Below are 26,969 nucleotides of genomic sequence, written 5' to 3'. Positions count from 1 at the left end.
ACCCGAGCCCCCGCACCCGAGCCCGTTCCCGAGACGTCGGCCCCGACCGCAGGCGGACGCGGAAACTGAGCCGGAACAGACGCGGAGCTGGACCCGGAACAGACGCGGAAACGGACCCCCGAACAGACGCGGAAAACGGACCGGAACAACAGAACGCCGGGGCACGGAACGGGCGATGTCCGCCCCTGTCCGTACCCCGGCGTCGGGTCGTTCGGATCTCAGTCGCGGACCGCCCGCACGGCGTCGGCGAGCCGGCGTACGCCCTCGTCGATCTGGTCCACCGTCACCCCCGAGTACGCCAGCCGCAACGCGTGCTGGCCGCCCTCGACGAGGAAGTCACTGCCCTTGACGACCGTCACGCCCCGCTCGGTCGCCGCCGGCACCAGCCGGTCCACGTGCACGTTCTGCGGCAACTCGATCCAGAGGAAGTAGCCGCCGTTCGGCTCGGTGAACCGGACGTCCGGGATGTGCTCCCGCAGCGCCGACGCCAACGCGACGGCCCGCTCGCCGAGTGCGCCGCTGACCGTACGGATCGACCGGTCGATGTCGCCGGAGACACAGAACTGGTGCACGATCGCCTGCGCCACCATCCCCGGCGAGATGTAGAGGTTGGTCGCCTCCTTGGCGATGTCGGCGATCAGCGGGGCCGGCCCGACCAGGTAGCCGACCCGGACACCTGGGCAGACCGTCTTGGTGAAGCTGGAGGCGTGCACCACGCTGCCCCGCTCGTCGAGCGAGAGCATCGAGGGCAGCGGCTCGCCCCGGAACCGGATGTCCGCGTACGGGTCGTCCTCGAAGATCGTGAAGTCGTACTCGGTGGCCAGGTCGAGGAGGGCCCGTCGCTTCTCCAGGGAGAGAGTCACCCCGGCCGGGTTCTGGAAGTTCGGAATGATGTGCGCCAGCTTCGGGCGTACCCCGGATTCCAGCAGTTTGCCCAGTTCGTCGGTGTCGATCCCGTCCGGCTGGATGGTCACCGGGTGGACCTCGCTGCCCTGCTGTTGCAGGTTCAGCAGCGTCCGGTCGTACGTCGGCCGCTCCACCACGACCGCGTCGCCCGGCCGGATCAGGTGCGCGAACAGAAATGCGTCGGCCTGGAGGGATCCGTTGGTGACCAGCACCTGGTCGACTCCGACGCCGTGCTTGTCGGCGATCCACTTCCGCAGGGGCGGGTATCCGACCGATGTCCCGTACCCGGTGATGCCGGCCGGATCGGCGTCGAAGGCGCGTCCGGCCGCGGCCTTGAGCCCGTCGATATCGACGATGTCCAGCGATGGCGCCCCACGGGCGAAGGAGATCAGCTGCTCGGCAGTCATGACTCCCCAGCCTACGGGCGCTCCCGGCGTCCGGGGCGGAGGCACGACAATGTCCGTATCTTGAGCAGTGGAACCGGAGGGGTACGCCTCCGCCCACCGCTACCGAGCTGGGAATTCGCTCCGGGATGGGCCGGCGGAACGGTCAGATCGAGGCGGTCGCCGGGGCGTCGACCCAGACCCGGACGATGTCCCGGACCGAGATCATCCCGAGCACTTCGTCGTCCTCCAGCACCACCAGGTGGCGGAAGCCGCCCCTGGACATCGCCTCGGCCGCCTCGTGCACGGTCCAGTCCGGGCCGGCGTAGACGACGTCCCAGGTCAGGTGGGCGGCGGTCCGTTCGACATCGCAGTCGAGGCCGGCGCCGATCGCCTTCAGGACATCGCGTTCGGTCATGATGCCGACGCCCTCGGAATCGGGGTCGACCACGACCGCGGACCCGACACCGCGCTGGGACATCATCTGGGCGGCCTGCCGAAGCGTGTGCTCCGGACCCACCACGAGGACGTTGCTGGACATCGCTTCGCGTACCCGCATCACACATCACACCTTCGGGACGGGACGGGCGGTACCGGTAGGGACAGACTGGACGCTCGGCCGGGGAAGTACAAGCCGGCGGTGGGAGGCGTCGGCTCCGGGTGACTACGCTCGACAGGTGTCCACAGAGCCCCTACGCTGCGCCGGAGCCCTCGTCGTCGACGACGAGGGCCGGATCTTTTTCCAGCGACGGTCCCCCCACCGGAAGCTCTTTCCCAACACCTGGGACGTCGTCGGCGGTCACCTCGAACCGGGCGAGACCGTCGAGGAGGCGCTGTTCCGCGAGGTCACCGAGGAGACCGGCTGGAGCGTCTCGCTGATCCTGGGACTGGTCGGCGAGTACCGCTACACCGGCGACGACGGGCTCGACCGGATCGAGTCCGACTTCCTCGTCCGGGTCGACGGTGACCTCGCCCGGCCCCGGCTCGAACCCGGCAAGCACACCGAGTTCCGGTGGCTCGCCGAGCACGAGGTCGCCGTCCTCGACGAGAGCCGCGACCCGGGCGACGGGCTGATCCGGCAGATCGCGGAGGACGGCTTCCGCGCCCTGCACCTGATCGGCCTGTGAACGACCCCGTCCCGCTCGCGCCGCACCAGGCCGCCGCGCTGGTCTGGCCGGCCGTCGACCGGGTCTTCCGCGCCGCGATGACGGCCGCCCGGAACCGGGGCGGGGCCGAGCTGGTCCAGCGCTACGGCGGGCCGGCCGCGGTCGGCTTCCTGGTCGACTTCCGGACCCGGCTGGCGGCACCGGGCGGCACCATCAGCGGTACCGGCCTGGCCGCCCTGATCCGCTACGGCGACCAGGCCGAATGCCAACGTGCGCTCGACAAGCAGGTCGCGCACGGCATGATCCATCGGCAGCCGGACGGCGGGATCCTCGCCACCGAGCGCGGCCGGGCCTTCCTGACCGAGCTCTACGAGTTGCACGCCGAGGTGACCCGGGAGATCTGGACCGGGCACTCCGAGCGGGTACGCCGGCTCGTCGACACGGCCGGCCGGCTGCTCGGCGCCGCGGTCGACGCCCCGCCACCGGCGCTCGACCTCCAGCCGGGCGGCTGGACCGGCCCGACCGGCGGTGGATTGGCCGAGGACCCGGGTCGGCCGGCCGAGGTCGGCGCGTTCGGCGCGATGGCGTGGCCGTACGAGCCGGACGGCACCCCGGCCGGTGTTCTGCTGCTCAACCGTCTCGGCACGCTGCGCTACCACCGTGCCGACGCGCACGCCGCCGCCTGGCAGGCTGCCGGGCACACCGCGCGGACGATCGTCGATCTGACCTCGGGGCCGGAACGGGTCGCCATCGAGTTGGAGACCGACCGGCGGGCCGCCGGGCCGTACGCCGTACTCACCCCGTCCGAGCGGCTGCGACTCCTCGCCGACCTGGCCGCGCTACCCGGCTGAGCCGGGGGACTCGGGTCGTCGGCCGCCCGGATCGCCGGGGCGACCCCGTCGTCGGGCACCCGGAACGCCGAGGCGACCCCGTCGTCGGCCGCCCGGATTGCCGGGGCACGGAACGGGCGGCGTCCGCCCCGGCCCGCCCGGCCGGTGCCACCAGCGGCTACGGTCGACACGGATTGGCCCAGCATTCGCCGGGAATTCGTGCTGTCGTCACGCGGCGCTATCCTCCGTGCGATGGCGCTCGTCGTGAGGAAGGACCCGGAATGATCGGTATGGTGCTGGCTGCGGGAGCAGGCCGGAGATTGCGCCCGTACACGGACACCCTACCCAAAGCGCTCATTCCGGTCGATGGGGAGACGACGATCCTCGACATCGCGCTGGGCAACCTCGCGGAGGTCGGGCTGACCGACGTCACCGTGGTGGTCGGGTACGCGGCCGAGGCCGTCGAGTCGCGGAAGGCCGCCCTCCAGGACCGGTACGGCGTACGACTCACCCTGGTGCACAACGACCGGGCCGAGGAGTGGAACAACGCGTACTCGCTCTGGCTGGCCCGGGACCACTTCGCCCAGGGTGCGCTGCTGGTCAACGGCGACACCGTGCATCCGGTGAGCGTGGAGAAGACCCTGCTCGCCCAGCGTGGCCCCGGCATCCTGCTCGCGGTCGACGACATCAAGAAGCTGGCCGAGGAGGAGATGAAGACCATCTTCGACGACCGTGGCCAGCTCACCCGGATCAACAAGGCGATCGACCCCGCCGAGGCGTACGGGGAGTACATCGGGGCCACCCTGATCGAATCCCGGATCGCCGTGGAGCTGGCCGACGCCCTGGAGACGACCTGGCGGCGCGATCCGCACCTCTACTACGAGGACGGCTACCAGGAGTTCGCCGACCGGGGCGGCGAGGTGCGGGCGGCGCCGATCGGTGACGTCTCCTGGGTCGAGGTCGACAACCACGACGACCTCGCCCGGGCACGGGAGATCGCATGCCACTACTAGCCCGTACCGTCAACACCCCGCTCGTGATCGACGTACGTCGCGGAGCGATCGCGGACCTGGGCTCGCTCCTGGCCGACCGGCGCATCTCGGCCGGCGGCGAGGTGGCGGTGGTGGTCGGGCCCGGCCAGGGCGAGCGGATCGCCGAGCTGATCCGCCCCGGCCTCGGCAACGCCGACCTGTTCACGGTGACCGGCGGAAGCGTGGACGCCGCCCAGGAACTCGGCGAGAAACTGCACCGCCGCTCCTACGACGCGGTGGTCGGAATCGGCGGCGGCAAGACCATCGACACCGCGAAGTACGCCGCCTCCCGGTACGCCATCCCGATGGTGAGCGTGGCGACCAGCCTGGCCAACGACGGGATCGCCTCGCCGGTCGCCGCGCTGGACCACGACGGTGGGAAGGGCTCCTACGGGGTGCACATCCCGATCGCCGTCGTGGTCGATCTGGACTTCGTGGAGAACGGCCCGGACCGGCAGACCCAGGCCGGGATCGGCGACGCGCTGAGCAACCTGAGCGCGGTCGCGGACTGGGAACTGGCCCACCGGGTACGCGCCGAGCCGATCGACGGGCTGGCCGTGACGCTCGCCCGGACCGGCGCGGAGGCGCTGGTCAACCATCCCGGGAAGATCACCGACGACGGCTTCCTGACCACGCTGGCCGAGGCGCTGATCCTCGGCGGCATCTCGATGTCGGTCTGTGGTTCGAGCCGACCGGCCAGTGGCGGCTGCCACCTCATCTCGCACGCCCTGGACCGGCTCAACCCCGGCCTCGGGTCGCACGGCGAACAGGTCGGGCTCGGGGCGCTGTTCTGCACGTTCCTGCGCGGGGACCTGGAACGGTTCGGCCAGATGGCGTCCTGCCTGCAACGGCACGGGTTGTCGACCACCCCGGCCGAGCTGGGCCTGACCGACGCCGAGTTCGTCGCGGCGGTGCACCACGCGCCGCGTACCCGACCGGACCGTTACACCATTCTCGAACACCTCGACCTGGCTCCTGACGCGATCGGTGAACGGCTGGCAAACTACGTCGATGCACTCCGTGAACATCTCGGCTGAGTTGTTGCCCCCGCCCACCGCCGCCGACTTCTACCGGGTCAACCGGGGCGGTGGCCTGTTCAGTGAGGCGATCAGCCAACGGATCGGCGCCGGCATGGCCCTGGCCGCGCACCGGATGGGACTGCCGCCCACCGCACTGACCATGGGCAACCTGGTGCTCGGGCTGGCGGTCTCGGTGACCGTGGTGACCCTGGCCGGTCAGGTGGCCAGCGGGGACGTACCCGCCTGGGTGGTCGGCCTGGTCGCGCTGGTCGGCTGGCAGTTGGCGTACGCCCTGGACTGCGCGGACGGGCAGCTCGCCCGGGTCACCGGCCAGGGCAGCCCGGCCGGCGCCCGGGTGGACGTGCTCTGCGACGTGGCCGCCCAGATCGCGCTGGTGACCGCGCTGTCGGCGACGGCGGTGGCGCAGCGGCCGTCGGCCCCGACCTGGCTGGTCGCGGCGTTCGCCGGTACCTGGATGGTCAACCTGGTGACCTCGGTGATGGCCGCCGGCCCGAACGCCGCCAGCATGGTCACCTCGACCTCGCTGCCGGTCCGGCTGGCGAAACTGATCCGGGACTACGGTGCGGTGATCTTCCTGGCCGGCCTGGTGCTGACCGTCGTGCCGGAGTGGACGACCTGGCTCATCGCGGCGTTCACCCTCGTCAACGGCGGCTTCCTGCTCGCCAGCATCGCCTTCTCGGCCCGCGCCTCGCTGCGCTGAGCGCCGCTCCGGTTGAACTGTTAGGAAGGGCCCCTTCTTCTACAAAAAACGATAGGAAGGGGCCCTTCCTTACATCTTCGTGTAGACGTCGACGAGCTGCCGGGTGACGACGTCGGGGTGGAACGTCCGCTCGTAGCGGGTCCGGGCCAGGGGTGCGAGCGTGCCGGCCGTGGCGCGGGCGGTCGGCAGGGCCGCGGCGAGGGCGGCCGGGTCGGCAGGGACGATCCAGCCGGCCGCGCCGGCCGGGTCGTGGGCGCCGACCAGGTAGGGAATGCCGCCGAGTGCGGTGCCGAGTACCGGGCGGCCGGCGGCCAGCGCCTCGATCACCACCGTCGGCAGTACGTCGTGCCAGGTGGGTACGGTCAGAACGACGGCGGTGGAGCGGAGTGCCGCCGCCACCCCGGCCCGGTCCAGCGGCCCGAGGAACTCGACGTCCCCGCGTTCGGCGGCGGCGGCCTCGGCCAGGCCGCGCAGTTCGCCGTCGCCGGCGATCCGGAGTGGACCGAGCGCACCGTCCGGGTGCCGGCGCCAGGCGTCCAGCAGCAGCCCGACGCCCTTCTCCGGGGAGAGCCGGCCGAAGAAGAGGAAGCCCTCGCCGAGCGGTGCCGGCGTTCCGGGGTCCGGAATCCCGTTCGGCTTGATCACGATCCGGTCGTCCGGGATGCCGTAGTCCCGTAGGTGCTCGGCGATGCCCGAGGTGAGCGCGATGTACCGGTCCACCGAGCGCCAGGTCGGCCGGTGTACGGCGAGCGTCGTGGCCATCAGCGCGCTCTGGGCCCGGGAGCCCCGGTAGCACTTGTGCACGATCGCCGGCACCCCGAGCGCCCGCCCCCGGCAGTCCTGGCAGATCCGGCCGTCCCGGAAGTAGAGCCCGGAGGAGCAGACCTGGCGGTAGTTGTGCACCGTCTGCACCACCGGCACCCCGTGCTTGTGCGCGGTCCGGACCACCCAGGGCGAGAGCAGCGGGTACGGGTTGTGCAGGTGCAGTACGTCCGGCCGGTGCTCGGTGATCAGCCGGCTCAGCTCCTGCTGCGCCTTCGGGGCGTAGATCGGCGAGATCGGCAGCAGCGCCTTGGCTGCCGGCGAGAACTCGGCGATCTCGTCGGAACTGCGCAGGAAGGGATGAACCTCCACTCCGGCCGCCCGGAGCTGGACGATCTCCTGGTCGACGATGGTGTTCTCGCCGGACGGCTGCGCCTCCCGATAGCGGTTGTGCGCGACGATCACCTGCACGCCGATTGCCCTCCTTCGGGACCGTCCGCCGACCCGGCCGCGCGGCGAGCGGGCCGGTCGCCGATGGGCGCGCATTGCCGCACCCGGGGGATTGAACGCTACCGTTTACCTCGTGCCTGAGTTACCGGAGGTGGAGGCCCTCGCTGGCTACCTGCGCGAGCGGGCGGTCGGCCGGCGGGTCGACCGACTTGAGGTCGCGGCGATCAGCGCCCTGAAGACGTACGATCCGGCGCCGTCCGCGGCAGCCGGTCGGAAGGTCGTGGACGCGGGTCGACACGGCAAGTTCCTGGACGTACGACTGGACGGCGATCTGCACCTGGTGGTGCACCTGGCCCGAGCGGGTTGGCTGCACTACCGGGAGGCATTCAACTCTACTCTTCCCCTCAAACCCGGCAAAGGACCCATAGCCGTTCGAGTACGCCTCGACGACGGCTCCGGGTTCGACCTGACCGAGGCCGGTACGCAGAAGAAGCTCGCCGCCTACCTGGTCACCGATCCGGCCCTGGTGCCCGGGGTGAGTCGGCTCGGGCCGGACGCGCTCGCCGCCGACCTGGCGACCTTCAGCGAACGGCTCCGCAGCCGGCGGGGACAGGTCAAGGGCGTACTCACCGATCAGGAGGTACTGGCCGGGATCGGGAACGCGTACTCGGACGAGATCCTGCACGTCGCGAAGCTCTCGCCGTTCGCGCTCACGAACCGGCTCTCCGAGGCCCAGCTGGCGACCCTGCACGCGGCGGTGGCGGAGGTGCTCGGAGACGCCGTCACGCGCTCGATGGGGCAGCGGGCCGCCGAGCTGAAGGGGGAGAAACGGGCCGGGCTGCGGGTACACGCCCGGACCGGGCTGCCCTGTCCCGTCTGTGGCGACACTGTCCGTGAAGTGTCGTTCGCCGACTCCAGCCTCCAGTACTGCCCCGGCTGCCAGACCGGCGGCAAACCGCTCGCCGACCGGCGGCTCTCCCGGCTCGTCCGTTGACCGGCCCGGGGCGCTCGCTGATCGGTTCGGCTCACCCGTTGACTGCGCCTGCTTGTATGTTGAGCGATTGTGCTTGTACGTTGGGTGACTCTGGCTCTTGATAAGAGTGGAAAACGCCCACGAGGCGATGAACCGGCCCGCGCTGGGCTCTACCGCCAGCCCCTTCCGTCGGTATAGTGACCCGGTCTGCGACTCTGCTCTGGGGCGGCCCGGCTCTTTCTGCCGGTGGAGCGGGCGGCGTACTGTCCCTCGGGTCGGCGTCCCCGTGGGGCCTGCATGGGAGAGACTGAGACGGTGGGCGACCCGAGCCCTTACGGCAAATGGGCGGCACGTGTCACGCGGGAGGACGTGGGTGAGGTGACGACAAGCCTCCAGCGCCCGGTAGGCAACGCTGGCCAACCGAGCACCCTGCGGCACGTCGACAGCTTCGAGATCCAGCCGCCGACCGCTCCGCAGCCGAATGGCGTACCCCGCTCCGCGTGGGCGCGGTCCCATCGGCGGGTGTCGCGTTGGCACCGGCCGTACATCGCGATCCTGCTGCTGATGGACCTCGCGGCGACGGTGCTGGCGAGCTGGCTGGCCAGCACGGAGTTCGAGCAGGCCAGGGCCGGTTTCCAGACCTCCAACGCCACCTGGTTCTACACCGTCTCCTACCTGTTGCTTCCGCTCGGCTGGGTGATCGTGCTCTGGTCCAACGGGGCCTACGATCGGCGCTACCTCGGGCTCGGCACCGACGAGTTCAAGCGGGTCACCCGGGCCGGGGTGGCGGTCGCGGCCAGCGTCTCCTTCGTCACCTTCGCCACCAACACCGACGTGTCCCGGCTCACGGTCGGCACGGCGCTGCTCGGCGCGATGCTGCTGGTCCTGTTCGCCCGGTACCTCGCCCGGATCGTCCTGCACACGATCCGCCGCCGAGCCGGGCAGGCCGCCCAGCAGGTGGTGCTGGTGGGCACCCTGCCGGAAGCGCTCGAGGTCTACAAGGCGGTCAGCCGGAGCCCCGCCGCCGGTCTCATCCCGGTGGCCATCCACCTCACCGACGGGTACGCGGCGGCCCGGGGCCTCGAGACCCCGATCCCGGTGTACGCCGGCCGGGACGTGCTGTCGCTGGTCCGGGAGGTCGGTGGCGACACCATCGCGGTCTGCGGCTCGGCCAGCACGGAACCGGGCGAGTTGCGCCGGCTCGCCTGGCAACTGGAGGGCTCCGGCGTCGACCTGATCGTGGCGCCGCAGCTCACCGACATCGCCGGTCCCCGGGTGCACATCCGGCCGATCGAGGGCCTGCCGCTGCTGCACGTCGAGGAGCCGACCCTCTCCGGTCCGGCCCTGCTGGCCAAGAACCTGCTCGACCGGCTCGCCGCCGGGCTGGGACTTCTGCTGCTGATTCCGCTCTTCGTCACGATCTCGGTGGCGATCCGGCTCTCCGACCCCGGGCCGGTCTTCTTCCGCCAGCCCCGGGTCGGCCACGAGGGCCGGACCTTCCGGGTCTGGAAGTTCCGGACGATGTACGTCGACGCCGAACAGCGCCTCGCCGGCCTGGTCGACCAGAACGAGACCGACGGCATGCTGTTCAAGATCAAGGAGGATCCCCGGGTCTTCGCGGCCGGGCGGTTCCTCCGGGCCAGTTCGCTCGACGAACTGCCCCAGCTGATCAACGTGCTCTGGGGCGAGATGTCCCTGGTCGGCCCCCGCCCACTGCCGGCCGACGACGGCGACTTCCTCGGCGACGTCCGGCGCCGGCTGCTGGTACGTCCCGGTATCACCGGGCTCTGGCAGGTCTCCGGCCGCTCCGACCTGTCCTGGGACGAGGCCGTCCGGCTGGACCTCTACTACGTCGACAACTGGTCGTTGGCGTACGACCTGAGCATTCTGTGGCGGACCGTCGGAGTCGTACTGGCCCGCAAGGGCGCGTACTGACGACGCACCGGCAGCGGCGCACTTCGGGCCGACCGGGGGCGGGGTCCGGACGTACGCAGGCTTGGCGAACCGGGCCGGACCCGTCAGGATCTCTGCGTGGGGCCGAACCTTTCCACGGCGATCGCCGTGGTGGCGATGATCAGCGCGCTGGGCGCTGCGCTCTTCGCCGTCGTCCGGCTCCGGGCCCGGCGGGGTATCGCCACCGCCACCCAGCGGGCCACCTACGACGTACTGCACACCGCCGGGCTGGCCGCCGAGCCGCTCCGCGCCGGGCTCACCCCGGCCGGAGCGGCCAAGGCGGTACGCCACCTGCGTACCCTGGTCGGTTCCGCCGGGTTGGCGCTGGCCAACCGTGACCGGATGCTGGCGCTCGACGGCCGGGGCGGCCACCACGGCCAACAGTTGCTCGCCGCCGCCGCCCAGACCATCAACACCCGCCGGTCCACAGTGCTCGGCGAGACGGAACTGCGCTGTGACCGGGTCGACTGCCCGGTCCGGGGCGCCGTGATCGCCCCGCTGACCGGCCCGGACGGCCGGGCCACGGTGGCGCTGGTGGCGATCGCCGACGACCAGCCCGTGCCGGGCCTGGTGCAGGCCGCGCTGGAGACCGCGCACTGGGCCGGAGCGCAGCTCGCGCTCGCCGAACTCGACTCGTCCCGGGAGCGGCTGGCCCGGGCCGAGGTACGGGCGCTGCGGGCGCAGATCAGCCCGCACTTCATCTACAACGCGCTGACCGCGATCGGATCGTTCGTCCGGACCGATCCCGAGCGGGCCCGCGAACTGATCCTGGAGTTCGCCGAGTTCACCCGCTACTCGTTCCGGGCCCACGGGGAGTTCACCACGCTCGCCGAGGAGTTGCGGTCCATCGACCGGTACCTGACCATCGAGCGGGCCCGGTTCGGCGACCGGCTCCAGGTGAAGCTCCAGATCGCCCCCGAGGTACTGCCGGTCAGCCTGCCGTTCCTGTGCCTGCAACCGCTGGTCGAGAACGCCGTCCGGCACGGCTTGTCCCGCAAGCCGGGGGTGGGGATGGTGAGCATCGAGGCACGGGACGCCGGCGCCGAGTGTCACATCACGGTCGAGGACGACGGGGTGGGGATGGATCCGGCCGTACTGGTCGCCGGGATCGCCGAGGCCGCCGCCGATCCGACCGACGACTCCGGCCAGCACGTCGGGCTGTCCAACGTGGACGAGCGACTCCGGTCGGTCTTCGGCGACCAGTTCGGCCTGGTCGTGGAGACCGGTCTCGGATCGGGTACGAAGGTGAGCATGCGGGTGCCGAAGTTCCACCGCCACGTCCGGGCGAGCGCATGAGCGGGGTGACGGGGGCGTGAGCGGTTTCCTGCGGGTCCTGGCGGTCGACGACGAGCCTCCGGCACTCGACGAACTCGCGTACCACCTGCGGGCCGACCCCCGGGTGGCCCGGCTGCACACGGCCGGCGACGCGACCGAGGCGCTGCGGGTGCTCCGCGACGCCGACGTCGACGTGGTCTTCCTCGACATCCGGATGCCCGGCCTCGACGGCATGGAACTGGCCCGGGTGCTGCGGCGGTTCGCCCGGCCACCGGCGATCGTCTTCGTCACCGCGTACGACGACGGCGCCGTCGACGCCTTCGACCTCGGCGCCACCGACTACGTACGCAAGCCGGTCCGGGCCGAACGGCTCGCCGAGTCGCTACGCCGGGTGGTCGGCGCACGGGTGGTGCCGACACATCCGGCGGCGATGGCGCGGGCCGAGCCCGATCCGACGATCCCGGTGGAGCTGGCCGGCACCACCCGGATGCTGCCCCGCTCGGCCGTACGCTGGGTGGAGGCGCAGGGCGACTACGCCCGGCTGCACACCTCCGACGGCTCGCACCTGGTCCGGGTGCCGCTGGCCACCCTCGCCGAACGCTGGGCCGATGCGGGATTCGTCCGGATCCACCGGTCGTATCTGGTCCAACTCCGGCTGATCGCCGAACTGCGGTTGGCCAACTCGGGCTACGTGGTCGTGGTCGACGAGACCGAGCTGCCGGTCAGCCGGCGGCACACCCGCGAGCTGAAGGACAAACTGGTCCGCGCCGCCAAGCAGGACTGGAACCGCTGAGCTGCGGCCGGCTCAGTCGGCCTCGTCGACCTGCGCCCGGGCGGCGCGGGCGGCCCGCTCGGCGAGGTGCCGGCGCTCGGGCAGGCTGCTGGTACGCCGGGCCGCCTCCCGGTAGCTGTCGGCGGCGGCACCGGACCGGCCGGCCAGCTCCAGCAGGTGGGCCCGGGTCGCGAGCAGACGGTGGTGCTTCGCCAACCGCTTGTCGGACTCCAGCGTGCCGAGCAGTTCCAGCCCGGCGGTCGGGCCGGACACCATGGCGACCGCGACCGCCCGGTTGAGCGTGACCATCGGATTCGGCGCCATCTTCTCCAGCAGGTCGTAGAGGCCGAGGATCTGCGGCCAGTCCGTCGCCTCCATCCGTTCCGCCTCGTCGTGCACCGCGGCGATCGCGGCCTGCACCTGGTACGGGCCGACGGGCCCCCGGGGCAGCGTCTCGGTGATCAGCGCGACCCCCTCGGCGATACGCCCCCGGTCCCACCTGCCGCGATCCTGCTCGGCCAGCGGCACCAGCGCCCCGTCGGGCCGGGTACGCGCCGGCCGGCGGGCGTCGGTGAGCAGCATCAGGGCGAGCAGTCCGGCCACCTCGGCGTCCGAGGGCAGCAGCCGGCGCAGCCAACGGGTGAGTCGGATCGCCTCGTCGGACAGCTGCGGCGCGGTCAGGTCCGGCCCGGCCGACGTCGTGTACCCCTCGTTGAAGACGAGGTACAGCACGTGCAGCACCGCCCGCAGCCGCTCGGCGCGATCCGGTCCCGCCGGCATCGCGAACGGCGCGCCGCTGTCTCTGATCCCCTGCTTCGCCCGGCTGATCCGCTGGGCCATGGTCGCCTCCGGAACCAGGAACGCGGCGGCGATCTGCGCGGTGGTCAGACCGCCGACCGCGCGCAGGGTCAACGCGATCTGGCTCGGCGGCGAGAGCGCCGGATGGCAGCACATGAACAACAGGGCGAGCGAGTCGTCCCGGTCCGTGCCCGGCTCCACGTCCGCCGGACGGCCCAGCAACTCCGACTGCGGCGTCGCCGCGAAGACGGCATCCTCCCGGCGTCGCCGCGACGTGTCGCTGCGGAACTCGTCCAGCAGCCGGTGCACGGCGACGGTCACCAGCCAACCCCGGGGGTTGTCGGGTATCCCGTCGGTGGGCCAGCGGGTGGCGGCCCGGACCAGTGCCTCCTGGGTGGCGTCCTCGCTGGCATCGAACTGCCCGTACCGCCGGACCACGGCGCCGAGGACCTGCGGCGCGAGTTCCCGCAGCAGGTCCTCGACACTCCGGTCCAGGCTCACCGGACGGGTACCGGCTCGTCGGTCACAGGTCGGCCGCCGACTCGTGCAGGATCGGCCACACCTCGACGGGCTCCTGGTCGGCCCACGGCATTTCCGCCGCGATCTCGTACGCCCGTTCCTCGCTCTCGCAGTCCAGCAGGTAGAAGCTGGCGATGTACTCCTTGGCCTCCAGGTACGGCCCGTCGGTGACCGCCGGCGCCCCGTCCTTACGCCGGACCAGCCGGGCGGCGGCGGCATCGGACAGGCCGTAGCCACCGATCAGTTCACCACTCTCGTGGTACTTCCGGTTGAAGGCGTCCTGCTTGGCTATCTCCGCCGGCCACGACTCGGCCAGGATCGAGTCCCACTTCTCCTGGTTACCGTAGATCAGCAGCAGGTACTTCATCGGGTGTTCCTTCCGTCGGCGTACCCCGCTGGCACGCTTCCACCCTACGGACGGAACCGCGACGCCGGCCTCGACATCGCCGCCGGGGCTCCCCCCGTCGCCACCTCCCACACGTTTCGGCGGGCAGGCCGTAGCGTACGGAGCGTGAGTTCCAGGAACGGGCGCCCGATGGTCCGGCGCCGGAACAGCGAGCGTTACCAGTGGGAGAAGGACCGGGTACGGCTCACCGAGGCCGAGCGGCGCCGGACCGGCGGGACCGAGCGGGACACCGGCCTGCGCACGCACGATCTCGACTTCCACGCCGAGTACGCCCGGATCGAGGCCGACGAGGACCTGGCCTCGGCGTTCGGGGTGCCGATCGGTACTCCCCTGCTCCGCCGGGCGTACCGGACCAGCTGCCGGAGCGCGGGCACACCGCTCTCCGCGTCCCGCTCCTACCTGCCGTACGACCTGGTGGCCCGGAACCGGGACCTGCTGGACCCGGAGCGCGAACCCTGGCCCGGCGGTACGCAGCACCAGCTGCACACCGTCGGCGTCGAGCTGGCCCGGGTCGAGGACCGGATCCGGACCCGACCGCCGTCGCCGGACGAGGCCGAGATGCTCGACCTCGAACCGGGGACCTCGGTCCTGGCGCTGCGCAAGATCTCGGTGGACGTCACCGGGCGGGTGGTCGAGGTCGCCGACGCCCTCTTTCCCGGGCACCGGACCGAGCTGGTCTACGCCACGCCCCTGAAGCGGTGGGACGGGTAACGAGCCCCGTCACTCCGGCGCCTCCGACCGAACCCGGCTCCTCGGCATCGGCGGTACGGGCGCCAGCCGGACCCGGCGGTGCACCGGCTCGACGTCGACGATCTCGACCCACATCTCGTCGCCCACCCGTACGTCCTGCGGCAGGGAGTCGACCGGCTTGCCGGACCGGTCGGAGGGTCGTACCAGTCCCTCGATCCCGCCGACGCGGTCGAGTCGTACGACCCGGACTGGGTCACGGACCCGAGCCCGTGGATACCCGCCGACGCGGAACGTCTGTTCTTCGATTGAGTCGGACCGGCGAGCCCGGCCTGCTGCGCGGTCGTGCGGCCCCTGACGGTGGAACCGATCCGCCTCCCGGTGTCTTTGCAGAGGTGGAATCTCATCCATCGGAGGAGGTACGGGCATGACCGAGCGAATCCGATCGCTGCTCGACGCGGCGGTCGCCGACACCCGACCACGGGTCGTCGACCCGGTGTCGGAGGTGCTCCGGCGTGGGCGGGCCCACCGGCGGCACCGGCTGGCCGTCGCCGGTGCGGCCGGCGCCGTGACGATCGCCCTGCTCGCCACCGGCGGCCTCGTCGCCGCGAACCGAGGGGGCGGCGGAACAACCACCGCCAACCCCTCCCCGAGCGTCAGCGCCCCGCCCACCCTCCCCTCGGAGACGAGCAGGAGGCCCAGCAGTCGCCGGACAGTGGCGGCGACGGTGACCGATGGAGAGGTACGCGCGAACGGCCTCGTCCTGACCGTTCCGGACGGATGGCAGGTCGTCCCCGAAAGTGGCCAGCAGGTGACCGACTGCGACGTGGTACCCAGGTCGGTGCTGATCAATGTCAGATGGAGTCCCGGCGGGGACTGCGACGCGCGCGCCCAGATCCAGGTCGGTTCCTGGGGCACGATGTCCTATCGGTCCGAGTCGCCGAAGAAGTTCAGCGAGGGAATCAGCGAGATCGTCCTGCCCGGCGGGCAGCCAGCCTGGTTGACCGACAACGACGTTGGTAACTTCCGGGTAAAAGGGCCGTGGGCGGCCTTCAACATAGGGTTCCCGTGGGCCGGAACAAGTTTCGGCGTCGAAGTGGCTCAGCAGGAGCTGGATCTCGTCCTCGGTTCGATCAGCAGCGAACCGGTCGTACCGGGGCGGCTGGTCCTGCCGGACACCTCGCCGTTCGTGGCCCTCGGTCAGCGGGACCGGGACCGAATCGACTCCGCCGATACGTCCGCCATTTCCCAGGTGCTGGAGCGCCTGCGTGGACTGGACCAGGTCGTCCAGACCGACGAACTGCCCTGCGCTTCGCCGCTGCCGCTGACCCCGAGTCGGAAGCTGGCTGGTAAGGACATGGCCGCACTCACCTTGCACTACCCGTCGGGTCCCGCGCAGGCCCTGGTGGCGATCAGCAGCACTGACGAGTGCGCCTTCGCCACCTCGTCGATGGGCGGCCGGGTCTGGCTGCCCGCCGGATTCCTGGCCGAAATCCGGGCCCTGCTCGCCGACGGGGAGAAGTGATGGGCAGCCAGGTGACCGCGCCGGACAGCTTCGCCGAGTTCGTCAACGCCCGCTACGCCGCGCTGGTCCGGCACGGCACCCTGCTGACCGGTGACCACGGCCACGGTGAGGACCTCGCCCAGGAGGCGCTGGTCAAGACGTACCGGGCCTGGCACCGGCTGCACCCGGACGGCGACGCCGACGCGTACACCCGGCGGGTGATGGTGCGCGCGGCCTGGCGGGCCGGACGGCGGCTGTGGCGGCGGGAGGTCCCCACCGGGGAACTGCCGGAGCGGCGGGCCGCCGACCCCTACGAACCGCGCGACACGGCTCGGCTCGTGCTGTCCGCGCTACGTGAACTGCCCGTCCAGCAGCGGGTGGTGCTCGTGCTGCGGTACTGGGCCGGGCTCAGCGAACAGGAGATCGCCGGGATGTTGAACTGCTCGACCGGAACGGTGAAGAGCCGGGCCAGCCGGGCGATCAGCGCCCTTCGCCGGGTCGACGGCCCGTTGGCGGAGGCGTTCCGAGTGTCCCTGGCAGGCTCGAACTGACCGGGCATCGTCGGGACCCCGATGCCGGGCACCGGGGTCCCGACGGCGTGAGACTCAGCGGGCGGTCGCCCTGGCACGCAGGGTATTGACGGTGTCCACTGCGGTGGCGACGTCGCGACACGTGACCAGGCGGCGGGTGCCGTCGGTCAGCCGTAGGGCCAGAACCTGGCCGGGCAGCAGCGGTAGCGTGGGGTCGGTCGCGCCGCGCAGCATTCCACGGGTGAGCCAGGTTGCCGCGTCCAGGCGAGTCTCCTCCGCCGCGGCGATGGCGGTCAGCGGCAGCCGCCATCGGACCAGGCCGAAGGTGAGCCGGACGCCGCGGGCGTCGATGGCGAGTCGGTAGCGGGTGAACGGGAGCAGAACGGGTGCGGTCACGGTCGGCGCCAGCCCGGCCCAGCCCGGCAGGCCGACGAAGGGCACCAGCACGGCGGCGAGCAGGAGACCGGAGACGGCGAGTGCGACCATCGCCCACACGACCGGGCGCAGCGAACGCGACTCCCACCAGAGCAGTCGCTCGTCGTCGGCCGTCGCGGCGGGCCGGGCGGGCTGCGGCGCCGAGGCGGTCGCGGTCGTCGCGGTGGGGTCCGAGGGCTGCGCCGGGGCGCGGCCGGCCAGCAGGGTCGCCACGAGACCTGACAGGACGGCGGCCACCGCCGGCACGGCCATGATGGCGGCAAAGTAGGCCCAGGAGATGTGTACGTCGGCCGCGGTGGTCGCGTCGAGCGCTGCTCCCAGCACCATCAGGAGAATCGTCACCGCCGCGCCAGCAACGGCGGCGACCGCGACCTGGACACCGGTGCGTAGCCAGTGCCGGGGTATCCGGGGCAGCCGGCCGGCGGCGAGAAACACGACGAGCCCGGTGATCCACGCGGCGAGGGCCACTCCGATCAGGATCGCGGTCAGCATGTCGACCGAGATCGTGGTCACCATCGGGCGGTCGCCGACGCCGCCCTGGTTGGGTAGGTGATCCGGCAGCCGCTCCCGCCACGCCAGCGTCAGGGCTGTCGCGCCGCCGAGCAGGACCCCCGGCAGGAGCCCGATTCCGGCGATCCACCGTGCTGTCCTCATCCGCCTGCCTCCTTTGTGTATTGCTGGCGTACCAGTGCGACGACCTCGTCCAGGCCAACGCCAGCCCGCTGCGCGTCGCTCACCAGATGTCGCACCCACTCGATCACCTGCGCCCGTTCCCGGGGCACCGCGCCGGTCACCACGGCGCCACGACCGCGCCGCAGTTCGATCAGCCCGTCATCGCGCAGTGCCGCGTACGCCCGGAGAACCGTGTGCATGTTGACGTCCAACGTCTCGGCAAGCTCCCGGGCCGCTGGCAGACGATCACCGCGCCGCACCGCCCCCTCGGCCAACGCACGACGCACGCTGGCCGCGATCTGCTCGGCCAGCGGCGTTCCGCTCTCCGGCACAACACTGAACAACATGTTCGCATACTACTAGAACAAGTCAAGCAGCGCGACAGTCCACCGTATGCTCGGCGCCGAGCATTGGCCCGCGGATGGCTGGTACACCGATCGCGGCCAACGGAAGATCGGAGGCCCTGGTCCGGACTGATTGTCCTGACCAGGGCCTCCGAATCTGTCCCGGTGAAGGGAACTGGCTGAGTCCGGCGTCAGCTCGTCGTCGGCTCCGGGTTCCTGCCGGAGGATTCTGCGGTGACCACTACCTGCGAGACATCGATCTCCACTGCTTCGGCGGCCCGTGCGCGCAGCAGGTCGAAGGTGGCGCGGTCGATGGCCGGCCCGGCGTACGTGGCGCGTACCCAGCTAACCCACCGATTCTGTGCGTCACGTTCCCGCCCGCTGGCGGAGCCTCTGATGGCTATCCCCTCGAGGTCAATGACTGGTGCCCTGCTGGTGCCGGAGGCGGCGGGGCCGGTGGCCGATACGGTGAACCAGAGGCCGGGTACCTCGACGACCCGCGCGTCCTGCACGCCGGCGAGCTTGCGCAGGTTCGCGGCGGCGTGCTCCAACTCCGCTCTCGTGACCGACTGATCGATGGCGATGGCCGGGCCACCGACCGGAGCGTCGGGAAAGCTCTTTCGCAAATCGTGGAGCTGGGAGTAGTCATGATCCCCCGGGCCAAGCGCGGAGAACACCGCCGTACGGAACTCGCTCGTGGAACTCACGTCCCGCGCCCGGCGTCCCGCGCCCGGCGTCCAGCTCAAGATGGGAATCTGGGTCCAGTACTCGCGCAACGAAGGGTCCAGGGCGGTGGCCGACGCGGCCGGCTGCGGGCGGCCCCCGTCCCGGTCAGGCCCGCCACCGCTGACGGCCGCGACCCCGAACGCCAGAAAAAGCACTACCCCGAACACGCCGGCCGTCGCGACCCGCGCGGTTCGGCGCCGCCGCACCAGACCCTCGACCAGGTCGTACGGCGGCACGAACGTCCGGCGCGTCGCGTCGTCAGCCGCGTCCCGGAGCATGGTGTCCAGGCCGGGCAGCGGGCTCTCCAGGACAGGCGTATCTGGCGCGGGGCTTTCGAGGTCGCGGCTCTCTCGGTCAGAGTACTGGCGTTCAGGCATGACGACGCTCCAAGGTTGTGCTGTCGTTCTGTCGGTCGGACCGGCGCGGCGTGCCAGCCGGCGGCTCGCCCGAGGGAGGTGTGGAGCCGAACTCCTGCCGGCTCCCCGGATGCGAAACGTCCGCCTCTTCGAGAATCTGTCGCAGAGCGGTCCGCCCGCGCGACAACCGGGCCTTGACCGTCCCGGATGGCACCCCCGTCTCGGCGGCGACCTGCTCGACAGACCGATCGCACAGGTGGTGCAGCACGATTGCGCGTCGCTGCTCCTCGGACAGACGTTGTAGGGCCGCCACGATCAACGGCGTCTCCACGCCAGGCCCAGGCACGTGTGGAACCACCCCACGGCGCCGCCACGCCGCCAACCCGGACCGCGCCGAGCGCCAACGGCTGACCGCGACCCGGCGGGCGACCGTTCTGATCCACGCCTCCGGCTCGTCCCCGTCGACGAACCGGCGACGTCTGCTCCAAGCTCGGACAAACGCTTCTTGAACGGAGTCCTGCGCCTCAGCAAAGTCGCCGGTCAGCAGGTACACCTGACCGACCAACCGCGCGAACGACGATGCGTAGAACGCCCGGTAGTCGTCCTCTGTCACGCCGACCTCACTCTCCTCGGTGCCTGCTGCTCCTCCCACTCACGCAGCAGAGCGACGCCACGGTTGCACCGGATCGGCGAAATATCCGCGCGGCTACGGCGCGGGAAGTCGACAGCCTCAGCGGGGCTGGCAGCCGTCGTAGGTGAGCAAGTTGTGACGCCCATGATCGGCGGAGACGGACGCAGCCAGCACGCCAGACTGGAGGGGCACGAAGGGGGACGACCTCCGGACAGAGATCAGAAAGAACGAAGGCCAGCGTCAGAAATGCTCCTCCGACCTGGGCCTTCATTGTCCGAGCGGGGTGAACGGAATCGAACCCTCATCGTCAGCTTGAGAAGTGTCGAAGATCGGGCCTCCGACCAGCCGGCACCCTGATCACGGCGGCCTCCAGCGGCCTGCGTTGGCCTCTGTTGCCCTGGCTCAATGGCACGCTAATGGCACGCTCCGTTGGGATGCCTGGCCAGATCGATCACGTGCCGCCCAGCGTCCTTGCGAAGCCAGCCCTGGCCTTCTCCCTCGCCGCGCACTGCGATCACGGCTACCGTCGGCTATCGACTATGTCAGCACGCTGTGCTGGCTTGATCACGTCCCGCCACAGCCCTCGCATCAAGGCCTGATGTCGATTTGTTCCGCCACGTGGCATCAACTGGTCTCGCGACATCCTGATCATCCCTGTCCAGCAGAGCGCCACACCGGCAGCCATCGCCACGGCCGCGACAGCGAACAACGCAATCGTCAACGGCAGGAAGCGAACGAGCGCCGACACAAGGACCAACAGGCCGAAGACCAGCCCGACGGCTAGGCAGCGGTACCCCCGGACCAAGTTGCGGTAGCCACCGCTGCTTTGGATTCGCGCAACAGCCATGTTGAGCTCTGTCTCAGCCACCGCCACCGTCCTCGTTCCAGGCATGGCCAGTATGTCCGGTGCGGGTGCGGCTGCGGCTGCCCGGCGGCAGTTGCCGCACGCGATCTTCCGCGCGCCCCACTGAGCACTGTCCAACTGGTTCGCTCAGCACGGATGGTTCCCCGTTTCGGAGCGAGGTAGAGGACCCTCTCAGGTGGCCGACCCGGTCATGCCGAAGTTCGGTTGTGCCGCGAACGCCGTACTGGGCTGACATTGCCGTTCTGCCGCGAGCGAACCCGCTTGTCTTGTTGCGGGGCGCTGTGGAGGATCGGTGAATGGATCTCCATACTGCGGAACGGCAGCTCCAAGCGGCTCAGCGCGCCGCCGATGTCGAGTCCCTCGACGCGCTTCTGCACCCCCAGGTCGTGGGTGCTGGACCGGATGGCACGGTTTTCACGAAGGAAGATGACCTGGAGAGCTACCGCTCGGGGGCCCTGCGAATCACTAACCTGGTGGAGGAGTCGCTCGACGTCCAGGAAGACGGTGAGACCGGGATGACTCGCACGGTCGCTGCGGTGGATGCCGTTCAGGGCGGTGCCGTTATGTCCGCGCGGTTGCGCTACACCCGGCTGTGGGTGCGTGAGGACGGCAACTGGCGGGTGTTGGCCGCCACCTTCGTCCCGGTCTAGTGAGCGCTTCAACTGCCGTAGGTCAAGTTTTCGATGTGGTGTAGGGCCAGGATGGCTTGCCCGATCGCGGTGGCAGCCTGGCGCTCGGGGGAGTGCGGGCCTCCCGAGGCCCGCTAATGGCCCGCTAATGGCCCATCCCTGTTTCAGCATGACCTAGAACCACGGAAGCCCTGGCGGGACGTCTGTCCTGACCAGGGCTTCCGCGTGTGGAGCGGGTGAGGGGAATCGAACCCTCACTGTCAGCTTGGGAATCACGTTGATTAGCACTCTGGGTAGTTGTGCCGGCCAGCAGACAGGCACGGAGCGTTCAGGTCGACGCCGTAGAGGTGCCGGTGCTGGCTGGTGTTGACCGCTGCATCGGGCACGCATCGGGCACGCCGACCACTTCGGTGTGAGCTGGTCTCGACGCGAAGTCTCCGGGTACGGTCACGCCGTGGACCTTCGATCTCGGCAAGCTGCCAGCAAGCGTGTACTTGGAACCATGGCAATAGCCGGGGGCTTCCTGGCCTCCGTGCTCACCATGGCGAGCAACTCCGGACAGGCCGAAACGCATATCATTGCGGGCCTCCTTGTCCTGACAGGGATCGGGCTGCGCATCGAGACGGCGATCATTGACACTCGGGGTTAGGAGCTCGACCCGGCGCGTCACGTACGCCGAGACGACGGGCCGGGACTGACCACTTCGGTGTGAAGGAACCACTAGCCGTTGGTGGGCTGTGCCAGCAACAGGGCTGAGCTGCCCGAACGGTCCACCGGAGTCCATGGACGTCCAGCGTTGCTCGTGCCCATTGTCACCCAGTTGGTCACCCAGCTCGGGTGTCAGACGTTGATGTGTGACACCGACTTCTCGCCGCAGCCCAAAGGAAATGCCATCCCGTCTGCCGTCGAGCCGCCCTCTTGGGGAGCGGGCCGCCGCCCGGCCCGCCATGTCAAGCGGGCCTTGACGGCTCGTACGGACGCTGGTGGGCCGGGCGGTGGTGTGCTCGGCTTGCCTGGGTCGATGGCAGGCGGGATGGCCCCCGCAACGTATAGAAAGTTCTCACCGCGCCGAACTACTCCGAAGATCCCAGCTCCGAACTCGCCGCGCTGCGCCGCCGCGACCTCGACCCGCGCTGTGGGACCGTCACGGTCCGCGCGACTCTTGTCGAGCGACAGAACGGCGGCCTCGTCTTCGGCCCGCCCAAGTCGGACGCCGGACTCCGCGCGGTCACCATCCCGAACGCGATCCGCCGCGACGTCCGCACGCACCTGCGGGACTTCGTCGCCAACGAGCTTGACGCCCTGGTCTTCACCGGCACCAAGGGCGCACCTCTGCGCCGCTCCAACTTTCAACGCACCTCGAACTGGACCAGGTCTGTGACCGAGGTCGGCCTACCGGGCTTCCACTTCCACGACCTTCGACACACCGGAAACACGCTCGCTTCCCGATCCGGAGCGAGTCTCGCCGACCTGCTGGCCCGTATGGGTCATGGCTCCACGCGGGCCGCACTTGTCTGTCAACACGCTGCTCAGGCGCAAGACGAGGGCATCGCTGGCGCGCTCAGATCACCAGGGAACGTGATCGGGCGCGTAACGGGCACGGCCCCCGAAAGAATCGACGCTCATAAGTAAAGGCCCTGGTTCGATACTACGTCCGACCAGGGCCTTTATCTCTGAGCGGGTGAAGGGAATCGAACCCTCACTGTCAGCTTGGGAAGCTGATGTTCTGCCATTGAACTACACCCGCGAGCGGACCCCACTGTACCTGGTCGGGTCGGCTCGCGCACTCACCCGCCCCCTCCCTCGTGGCTCGCCCACGCCGCCGTGCCGTCTCAATCGCCGTACACCACACCGCCGCGTGTCATTTGCAAAGGCCGTCACGCAAGGTAACGTCCGCCCCACCTGTAACAGTGGCTCTGCGTGATCGTAGCGCCACTTTCCGGAGGCAAAGGGTGAGGCAATGGCGTTGCACAACATTCGACGGTCGTCGCGCTGGGTCGGCTTGGCGAGCCTTCCACTCGTACTGCTGCTCGGGTCCAGCCCGGCGGTCGCGGCGCCGACGATCCCGGCCGGCAGCGCCGAGCCGGACTGCGTCGAGGCGACCGACGACCACCCAAGCGCCAAGGCCAGACCCGGTACGCCACACGGGCTCGAGCCGAACGAGCTGACCGCGACCGAGGCGGCCGAACGGGAACGCGTCGTCGACTCCGCGTACGCCCAACGGGTGGGGGTCGCGCCGCTCGGCATTCCCGGCAAGCTCCGGATAACCATCGACGTGGTCATCCACGTCATCGCCAGGGACGGGTCCCGGGCCGGCGGCAACGTTCCACAGTCACTGATCGACACACAGTTCAAGGTGCTGAACGACTCGTTCGCCGGCCGTACCGGCGGGGCCTGGACGCCCTTCCAGTTCAAGCTCAAGAAGGTGAACCGGGTGGTCAACCCGGCCTGGTACCCGATCGTCGTCGACAGCCCGGCGGAGGCGCAGATGAAGCGGGCGCTCCGGGTCGGCGGAAAGGACACCCTCAACCTCTACACCGGGCTCCTGGACGAGGAGCTGCTCGGCTGGGCCACCTTCCCGGAGCGGAGGTTCGACCGGCTGGACGGCGTGGTGGTGCTCTCCGAGTCGCTGCCGGGCGGTACGGCGACGCCGTACAACGCGGGGGACACGGCCACCCACGAGATCGGCCACTGGCTGAATCTCTACCACACCTTCCAGGAGGGCTGCGCCGGTCGGGGCGACCAGGTGTTCGACACGCCCCCGGAGGCGGTGCCGGCATTCGGCTGCCCGGCGGGGCGCGACAGCTGCCCCACCAGGCCCGGCCTCGACCCGATCCACAACTTCATGGACTACTCCGTCGACGCCTGCATGAGCCAGTTCACGTACGGGCAGGCGCTCCGGATGCTGAAGGCGTGGAAGGCGCTCCGCGAGTCGTAGTTCCGCTCCGGTCAGGGTGCCGGCACCGGCTCCTCGGCGGCGGCCCGGTGCCGGATCCTCCGTTTCGGCCCGACGGCCGGGGTGGCGCCGGCCGGATCCAGCCAGACCTGCACCGCCGGGCGCTCGGAACGGTCGCCCGCCAGCGGGGTGGCTCCGTTGCTGCCGTGCCGGGACAGCATCGCCACGTCGACCGTGAACTCGAACAGCCGCCAGTCGACCTGAGGGGCGGCCCTCAGGTTGCCGGCGAGCTGGTCCACCCGGGTCTGGTCGGTCACCGGGCGGGCCCGGCCAGCCACGTAGGCCTCGTCGTCGCTGTCCTCCGGTGGGAACGAGTGCAACGCGTAGCGGCCGTCCCGTTCGAGATCACGGCGCTTGGGCGAGTCGACCACGAAACAGAACATCCCCTCGTCGGTGATGACCGGGGAGACCGGGTGCACGCGCGGCCCACCATCGGCGCGCACGGTCGCCAGGTAGCCGAGACCCGGCCCGTACTGCTGGATGAGGACGCGGATCGCGTCGGCGAGACGGGGCTCGTCGGAGGCGAATTCGGACCAGGATGCCATGGGAACATTCTATCGAACATATGTTCGATCACCTACCCCGACCCGCACTTCGGCAGGTCACGGCCGAGCCCGGTCCGGGAAGTCGCTAAGGTGGCACGGTGCTGCTCTCTGACCACGACCTAGTGATCGAGATCAAGGCGGGCACCCTCGCGCTTGAGCCCTTCGAACCCGCGCTGATGCAGCCGTCGAGCATCGACGTACGTCTGGATCGCCTGTTCCGAGTCTTCAACAACCACCTCTACACCCACATCGACCCGGCGATCCAGCAGGACGAGCTGACCTCGCTGGTCGACGTGCCGGACGGCGAGCCGTTCGTGCTGCACCCCGGCGAGTTCGTGCTCGCGTCGACCCTTGAGGCGATCTCGCTCGGCGACCAGCTCGCCGGCAGACTGGAGGGCAAATCCAGTCTGGGCCGGCTCGGGTTGCTCACCCACTCGACCGCGGGCTTCATCGACCCCGGGTTCTCCGGTCACGTCACCCTGGAGCTGTCGAACGTCGCCAACCTGCCGATCAGGTTGTGGCCCGGGATGAAGATCGGTCAGCTCTGCATCTTCCGACTCTCGTCGCCGTCCGCGCACCCGTACGGCTCGGCCGTCTACGGTTCGCGCTACCAGGGGCAGCGCGGACCGACCCCGAGCCGTTCGTGGCAGAACTGGCACACCTGGCCCACCCGCTGAGGCCCGCCTACAGCGTCCCGGACGCCGCCAGGCGGAGTTGACCCGACCGGAGCACGCCGCGGGCTCGTACGGCCCGCCCGAGAAGGACAGAACCCCCGCCGCATGGTTGCGACGGGGGTTCTTCCGCGTACAACTCGGTCTTCCGGGTCCCTCCTCCGGTCGACCGATCGGACTGAATCAGCCAGGTCTGCCGAAGCTGTGGATCTCGCCGTCGTCCATCCGCTTCATCTTGACCGGTTCGCCGGCCCGGGAGGCGTGCACGATCCAACCGCCTCCGACGTACATTCCGACGTGGCTGAGGTCGGCGTAGTAGAAGACCAGGTCGCCGGGGCGGAGTTCGGAGCGGCTGACCGACTTGACCTTGCCCCGCTGGGCGCGGGCGTTGTGCGGCAGCGAAACACCGCCCTTGGCCCAGGCGGCCAGGGTCAGGCCGGAGCAGTCGTACGAGCTCGGGCCTTCGGCACCCCACACGTACGGCTTGCCGATCTGCTGGCAGGCGAACTTGACCGCCTTGCCGGCGTTGCCACCCGGGTAGGTGGCCGGGCAGGGCGCCGGGGCGAGCGGACCGGCGGAACCGTTGCCGTACGCCTGGATCCGCAGCTTCTGCAGCTTGTCGACCTCGGCGTCGATTTCCTTCTTCTTCTTGGCCAGCTCGGCCTCGGTCTTGGTGAGCTGGTTGACCAGGGTGTCCAGCGGGCGCTTCTGGGCGTCGTACTTGTCCCTGAGGTCGATCACCGCCTGCACGTCGCGCTGCTGCTGACGGGCGAACTGGTCGAGCACCGAGAGTTGGCCGACGAGCGCGGCCGGCGACTTGTTGGTCAGCAGGGCGTTGAGCGACGAGGCCTTGTCGCCCTTGTACGCCTCCACCGCGAACTCGCTCACCCGGTCCATCGCGGCGTCGATCTGCGACTGGAGCGGGGCGATCTTGTTCCGCAGGGTCTTGGCCTGGGCCTTCTTCGCGGTCAGGTCCTGCCGGGTGGCGTTGTGCTTCTCGACGACCGGCTCCAGCTTGCGCCAGGCGGTGTCGATCTGCTTTTCGATCTCGGCCACCGTGGGTTCGGCGAGGGCCGGCGTGGTGCCCACGAACAGCACGGCGACGCTGGCCAGCACGGCGAATGCGGCGGCGAGAATGGACCTTCGCAAAGGCGGTGTCGCCGTCCCTTGGCCAGTCGAAACCGACCGGAGGGAGGGCGACCGCGGGGCAGGGGCAGCCACCGGGGTCCGTACTCCTTCTTCCGTAAGCCCGCCTACCGGGTTAGCTGACGGGTTCGGGCGGGAAGAGATTCGCCCTACCGCTGACGCGCGGATTCACCCCATGGTGCCCGGGTCCCCGGTTCGCTGATTCTCGACGATTCGGCGGTGTAGAGACGTCGCCGCCCGGATGGGCGGCAGGCCGTCGTCTCCGACGGTCCCCAACATTAGAGAAGCCTGTTATTCAAACGCAACCCATGATTCGAGTCGATTCGTTATGTATCTGGACGCTCGCTGAGGGTGCGAGCGAACAGGTG

Annotated in this window: 28 protein-coding genes, 1 tRNA gene, 1 pseudogene and 1 riboswitch; of the genes and pseudogenes, 17 read left to right on the top strand and 13 right to left on the bottom strand. The window is 70.2% G+C overall.

The genetic code is table 11. From position 1 onward, the window contains the following. Positions 1-218: 218 nt before the first annotated feature. Both H4W31_RS09420 and H4W31_RS09415 read right to left on the bottom strand, forming a co-directional pair. Entirely contained in the window at positions 219-1,313 is a 1,095-nt protein-coding gene (locus tag H4W31_RS09420; RefSeq protein ID WP_192766309.1) for an aminotransferase-like domain-containing protein, read from the bottom strand. 142 nt (positions 1,314-1,455) lie between these two features. Then, the gene (locus H4W31_RS09415) at positions 1,456-1,848 is read right to left on the bottom strand and encodes a CBS domain-containing protein (protein ID WP_192766308.1); all 393 of its coding nucleotides are present in this window, start codon (positions 1,846-1,848) and stop codon (positions 1,456-1,458) included. Between the two features lie 118 nt (positions 1,849-1,966). Here H4W31_RS09415 and H4W31_RS09410 point away from each other — a divergent pair, with 118 nt between their 5' ends. From H4W31_RS09410 to H4W31_RS09390, 5 genes are all read left to right on the top strand, one after another. Continuing rightward, a complete protein-coding gene (locus H4W31_RS09410; RefSeq protein WP_192766307.1) occupies positions 1,967-2,416 on the top strand; it encodes an NUDIX hydrolase in 450 nt (149 codons plus the stop codon). Beyond that, complete coding sequence (locus tag H4W31_RS09405; protein WP_192766306.1) at positions 2,413-3,246, top strand: hypothetical protein; 834 nt, start codon at positions 2,413-2,415, stop codon at positions 3,244-3,246. Before H4W31_RS09410 ends, H4W31_RS09405 begins: the two co-directional genes overlap by 4 nt. Positions 3,247-3,506: 260 nt before the next feature. After that, entirely contained in the window at positions 3,507-4,238 is a 732-nt protein-coding gene (locus H4W31_RS09400) for a phosphocholine cytidylyltransferase family protein (protein WP_192766305.1), read from the top strand. After that, entirely contained in the window at positions 4,226-5,293 is a 1,068-nt protein-coding gene (locus H4W31_RS09395) for an iron-containing alcohol dehydrogenase family protein (protein WP_192766304.1), read from the top strand. The genes H4W31_RS09400 and H4W31_RS09395 overlap by 13 nt, the downstream gene beginning before the upstream one ends. Further along, a complete protein-coding gene (locus H4W31_RS09390; RefSeq protein WP_192766303.1) occupies positions 5,268-5,996 on the top strand; it encodes a CDP-alcohol phosphatidyltransferase family protein in 729 nt (242 codons plus the stop codon). Before H4W31_RS09395 ends, H4W31_RS09390 begins: the two co-directional genes overlap by 26 nt. A gap of 69 nt (positions 5,997-6,065) precedes the next feature. Here H4W31_RS09390 and H4W31_RS09385 read toward each other — a convergent pair whose 3' ends face one another. Then, on the bottom strand, positions 6,066-7,229 hold the full coding sequence (locus H4W31_RS09385; RefSeq protein WP_192766302.1) for a glycosyltransferase: 1,164 nt from the start codon (positions 7,227-7,229) through the stop codon (positions 6,066-6,068). Between the two features lie 112 nt (positions 7,230-7,341). Here H4W31_RS09385 and H4W31_RS09380 point away from each other — a divergent pair, with 112 nt between their 5' ends. From H4W31_RS09380 to H4W31_RS09365, 4 genes are all read left to right on the top strand, one after another. After that, positions 7,342-8,202 carry an Fpg/Nei family DNA glycosylase gene (locus H4W31_RS09380; RefSeq protein ID WP_192766301.1) on the top strand — a complete coding sequence of 287 codons (861 nt, stop codon included), beginning with the start codon at positions 7,342-7,344 and terminating at the stop codon, positions 8,200-8,202. Positions 8,203-8,550: 348 nt separating this feature from the next. Next, positions 8,551-10,116 carry a sugar transferase gene (locus tag H4W31_RS09375; RefSeq protein WP_318783723.1) on the top strand — a complete coding sequence of 522 codons (1,566 nt, stop codon included), beginning with the start codon at positions 8,551-8,553 and terminating at the stop codon, positions 10,114-10,116. A 96-nt stretch (positions 10,117-10,212) separates the two neighbouring features. Continuing rightward, positions 10,213-11,430: a sensor histidine kinase gene (locus H4W31_RS09370; protein WP_192766300.1), complete on the top strand. Its 1,218-nt coding sequence runs from the start codon at positions 10,213-10,215 to the stop codon at positions 11,428-11,430. Between the two features lie 16 nt (positions 11,431-11,446). Continuing rightward, complete coding sequence (locus tag H4W31_RS09365) at positions 11,447-12,202, top strand: LytR/AlgR family response regulator transcription factor (RefSeq protein ID WP_192766299.1); 756 nt, start codon at positions 11,447-11,449, stop codon at positions 12,200-12,202. Between the two features lie 12 nt (positions 12,203-12,214). Here the strand turns inward: H4W31_RS09365 and H4W31_RS09360 are convergent, their stop codons facing one another. Together H4W31_RS09360 and H4W31_RS09355 are read right to left on the bottom strand one after the other, a co-directional pair. Then, a complete protein-coding gene (locus H4W31_RS09360) occupies positions 12,215-13,480 on the bottom strand; it encodes an RNA polymerase sigma factor (RefSeq protein WP_192766298.1) in 1,266 nt (421 codons plus the stop codon). Positions 13,481-13,502: 22 nt separating this feature from the next. Continuing rightward, the gene (locus tag H4W31_RS09355; RefSeq protein ID WP_192766297.1) at positions 13,503-13,865 is read right to left on the bottom strand and encodes a YciI family protein; all 363 of its coding nucleotides are present in this window, start codon (positions 13,863-13,865) and stop codon (positions 13,503-13,505) included. A 144-nt stretch (positions 13,866-14,009) separates the two neighbouring features. Between H4W31_RS09355 and H4W31_RS09350 the strand changes: the two genes are divergently transcribed. The 4 genes from H4W31_RS09350 (at position 14,010) to H4W31_RS09335 (ending at position 16,646) form a co-directional block, all read left to right on the top strand. Further along, entirely contained in the window at positions 14,010-14,615 is a 606-nt protein-coding gene (locus tag H4W31_RS09350) for a UTRA domain-containing protein (protein WP_318783108.1), read from the top strand. A 78-nt stretch (positions 14,616-14,693) separates the two neighbouring features. Continuing rightward, entirely contained in the window at positions 14,694-14,903 is a 210-nt protein-coding gene (locus H4W31_RS09345) for a hypothetical protein (protein WP_192766296.1), read from the top strand. 115 nt (positions 14,904-15,018) lie between these two features. Continuing rightward, positions 15,019-16,116: a hypothetical protein gene (locus H4W31_RS09340; protein WP_192766295.1), complete on the top strand. Its 1,098-nt coding sequence runs from the start codon at positions 15,019-15,021 to the stop codon at positions 16,114-16,116. Next, positions 16,116-16,646, top strand: coding sequence for a SigE family RNA polymerase sigma factor (locus tag H4W31_RS09335; protein ID WP_225945456.1), 531 nt, complete (start codon positions 16,116-16,118; stop codon positions 16,644-16,646). Before H4W31_RS09340 ends, H4W31_RS09335 begins: the two co-directional genes overlap by 1 nt. Before the next feature lie 54 nt (positions 16,647-16,700). Here the strand turns inward: H4W31_RS09335 and H4W31_RS09330 are convergent, their stop codons facing one another. From H4W31_RS09330 to H4W31_RS09310, 5 genes and pseudogenes are all read right to left on the bottom strand, one after another. Beyond that, a complete protein-coding gene (locus tag H4W31_RS09330; protein ID WP_192766294.1) occupies positions 16,701-17,714 on the bottom strand; it encodes a hypothetical protein in 1,014 nt (337 codons plus the stop codon). Continuing rightward, the gene (locus tag H4W31_RS09325; protein ID WP_192766293.1) at positions 17,711-18,079 is read right to left on the bottom strand and encodes a GntR family transcriptional regulator; all 369 of its coding nucleotides are present in this window, start codon (positions 18,077-18,079) and stop codon (positions 17,711-17,713) included. The genes H4W31_RS09330 and H4W31_RS09325 overlap by 4 nt, the downstream gene beginning before the upstream one ends. A gap of 188 nt (positions 18,080-18,267) precedes the next feature. Further along, on the bottom strand, positions 18,268-19,179 hold the full coding sequence (locus tag H4W31_RS09320) for a hypothetical protein (protein ID WP_192766292.1): 912 nt from the start codon (positions 19,177-19,179) through the stop codon (positions 18,268-18,270). Between the two features lie 115 nt (positions 19,180-19,294). After that, positions 19,295-19,771: pseudogene (locus tag H4W31_RS09315) on the bottom strand (SigE family RNA polymerase sigma factor); the annotation flags it as partial. 538 nt (positions 19,772-20,309) lie between these two features. Then, a complete protein-coding gene (locus H4W31_RS09310; RefSeq protein ID WP_192766290.1) occupies positions 20,310-20,657 on the bottom strand; it encodes a hypothetical protein in 348 nt (115 codons plus the stop codon). A gap of 293 nt (positions 20,658-20,950) precedes the next feature. On the opposite strand from H4W31_RS09310, the gene H4W31_RS09305 reads away from it, so the two are divergent. Both H4W31_RS09305 and H4W31_RS09300 read left to right on the top strand, forming a co-directional pair. Further along, positions 20,951-21,304 carry a nuclear transport factor 2 family protein gene (locus H4W31_RS09305; RefSeq protein ID WP_192766289.1) on the top strand — a complete coding sequence of 118 codons (354 nt, stop codon included), beginning with the start codon at positions 20,951-20,953 and terminating at the stop codon, positions 21,302-21,304. A gap of 1,086 nt (positions 21,305-22,390) precedes the next feature. Beyond that, entirely contained in the window at positions 22,391-22,915 is a 525-nt protein-coding gene (locus H4W31_RS09300) for a tyrosine-type recombinase/integrase (RefSeq protein ID WP_225946344.1), read from the top strand. A gap of 44 nt (positions 22,916-22,959) precedes the next feature. Here the strand turns inward: H4W31_RS09300 and H4W31_RS09295 are convergent. Continuing rightward, positions 22,960-23,030 (bottom strand) — tRNA-Gly (locus H4W31_RS09295). A 213-nt stretch (positions 23,031-23,243) separates the two neighbouring features. On the opposite strand from H4W31_RS09295, the gene H4W31_RS09290 reads away from it, so the two are divergent. Next, the gene (locus H4W31_RS09290; RefSeq protein ID WP_192766288.1) at positions 23,244-24,221 is read left to right on the top strand and encodes a zinc metalloprotease; all 978 of its coding nucleotides are present in this window, start codon (positions 23,244-23,246) and stop codon (positions 24,219-24,221) included. An 11-nt stretch (positions 24,222-24,232) separates the two neighbouring features. Here the strand turns inward: H4W31_RS09290 and H4W31_RS09285 are convergent, their stop codons facing one another. Beyond that, positions 24,233-24,784 carry a pyridoxamine 5'-phosphate oxidase family protein gene (locus tag H4W31_RS09285; protein WP_192766287.1) on the bottom strand — a complete coding sequence of 184 codons (552 nt, stop codon included), beginning with the start codon at positions 24,782-24,784 and terminating at the stop codon, positions 24,233-24,235. Between the two features lie 98 nt (positions 24,785-24,882). On the opposite strand from H4W31_RS09285, the gene dcd reads away from it, so the two are divergent. Next, on the top strand, positions 24,883-25,461 hold the full coding sequence (gene dcd, locus H4W31_RS09280) for a dCTP deaminase (RefSeq protein WP_192766286.1): 579 nt from the start codon (positions 24,883-24,885) through the stop codon (positions 25,459-25,461). A 177-nt stretch (positions 25,462-25,638) separates the two neighbouring features. Here the strand turns inward: dcd and H4W31_RS09275 are convergent, their stop codons facing one another. Continuing rightward, positions 25,639-26,604: a C40 family peptidase gene (locus tag H4W31_RS09275; protein WP_225945455.1), complete on the bottom strand. Its 966-nt coding sequence runs from the start codon at positions 26,602-26,604 to the stop codon at positions 25,639-25,641. 84 nt (positions 26,605-26,688) lie between these two features. Next, positions 26,689-26,830: riboswitch (cyclic di-AMP (ydaO/yuaA leader) on the bottom strand. Positions 26,831-26,969: the final 139 nt, after the last annotated feature.

This window comes from Plantactinospora soyae, assembly GCF_014874095.1.
In the GTDB taxonomy this organism is placed as follows: domain Bacteria; phylum Actinomycetota; class Actinomycetes; order Mycobacteriales; family Micromonosporaceae; genus Plantactinospora; species Plantactinospora soyae.
Note: the sequence above shows the minus strand (reverse complement) of the source record. Positions and strands in the feature narration are given on the sequence as shown.

Excerpts from the sequence above, each read along its gene's own strand:
- H4W31_RS09420 (WP_192766309.1), bottom strand. The coding sequence starts at position 1,313 with ATGACTGCCGAGCAGCTGATCTCCTTCGCCCGTGGGGCGCCATCGCTG.
- H4W31_RS09415 (WP_192766308.1), bottom strand. The coding sequence starts at position 1,848 with ATGCGGGTACGCGAAGCGATGTCCAGCAACGTCCTCGTGGTGGGTCCG.
- H4W31_RS09400 (WP_192766305.1), top strand. The coding sequence starts at position 3,507 with ATGATCGGTATGGTGCTGGCTGCGGGAGCAGGCCGGAGATTGCGCCCG.
- H4W31_RS09395 (WP_192766304.1), top strand. The coding sequence starts at position 4,226 with ATGCCACTACTAGCCCGTACCGTCAACACCCCGCTCGTGATCGACGTA.
- H4W31_RS09390 (WP_192766303.1), top strand. The coding sequence starts at position 5,268 with ATGCACTCCGTGAACATCTCGGCTGAGTTGTTGCCCCCGCCCACCGCC.
- H4W31_RS09355 (WP_192766297.1), bottom strand. The coding sequence starts at position 13,865 with ATGAAGTACCTGCTGCTGATCTACGGTAACCAGGAGAAGTGGGACTCG.
- H4W31_RS09340 (WP_192766295.1), top strand. The coding sequence starts at position 15,019 with ATGACCGAGCGAATCCGATCGCTGCTCGACGCGGCGGTCGCCGACACC.
- H4W31_RS09335 (WP_225945456.1), top strand. The coding sequence starts at position 16,116 with ATGGGCAGCCAGGTGACCGCGCCGGACAGCTTCGCCGAGTTCGTCAAC.
- H4W31_RS09330 (WP_192766294.1), bottom strand. The coding sequence starts at position 17,714 with ATGAGGACAGCACGGTGGATCGCCGGAATCGGGCTCCTGCCGGGGGTC.
- H4W31_RS09325 (WP_192766293.1), bottom strand. The coding sequence starts at position 18,079 with ATGTTGTTCAGTGTTGTGCCGGAGAGCGGAACGCCGCTGGCCGAGCAG.
- H4W31_RS09320 (WP_192766292.1), bottom strand. The coding sequence starts at position 19,179 with ATGCCTGAACGCCAGTACTCTGACCGAGAGAGCCGCGACCTCGAAAGC.
- H4W31_RS09305 (WP_192766289.1), top strand. The coding sequence starts at position 20,951 with ATGGATCTCCATACTGCGGAACGGCAGCTCCAAGCGGCTCAGCGCGCC.
- H4W31_RS09290 (WP_192766288.1), top strand. The coding sequence starts at position 23,244 with ATGGCGTTGCACAACATTCGACGGTCGTCGCGCTGGGTCGGCTTGGCG.
- H4W31_RS09285 (WP_192766287.1), bottom strand. The coding sequence starts at position 24,784 with ATGGCATCCTGGTCCGAATTCGCCTCCGACGAGCCCCGTCTCGCCGAC.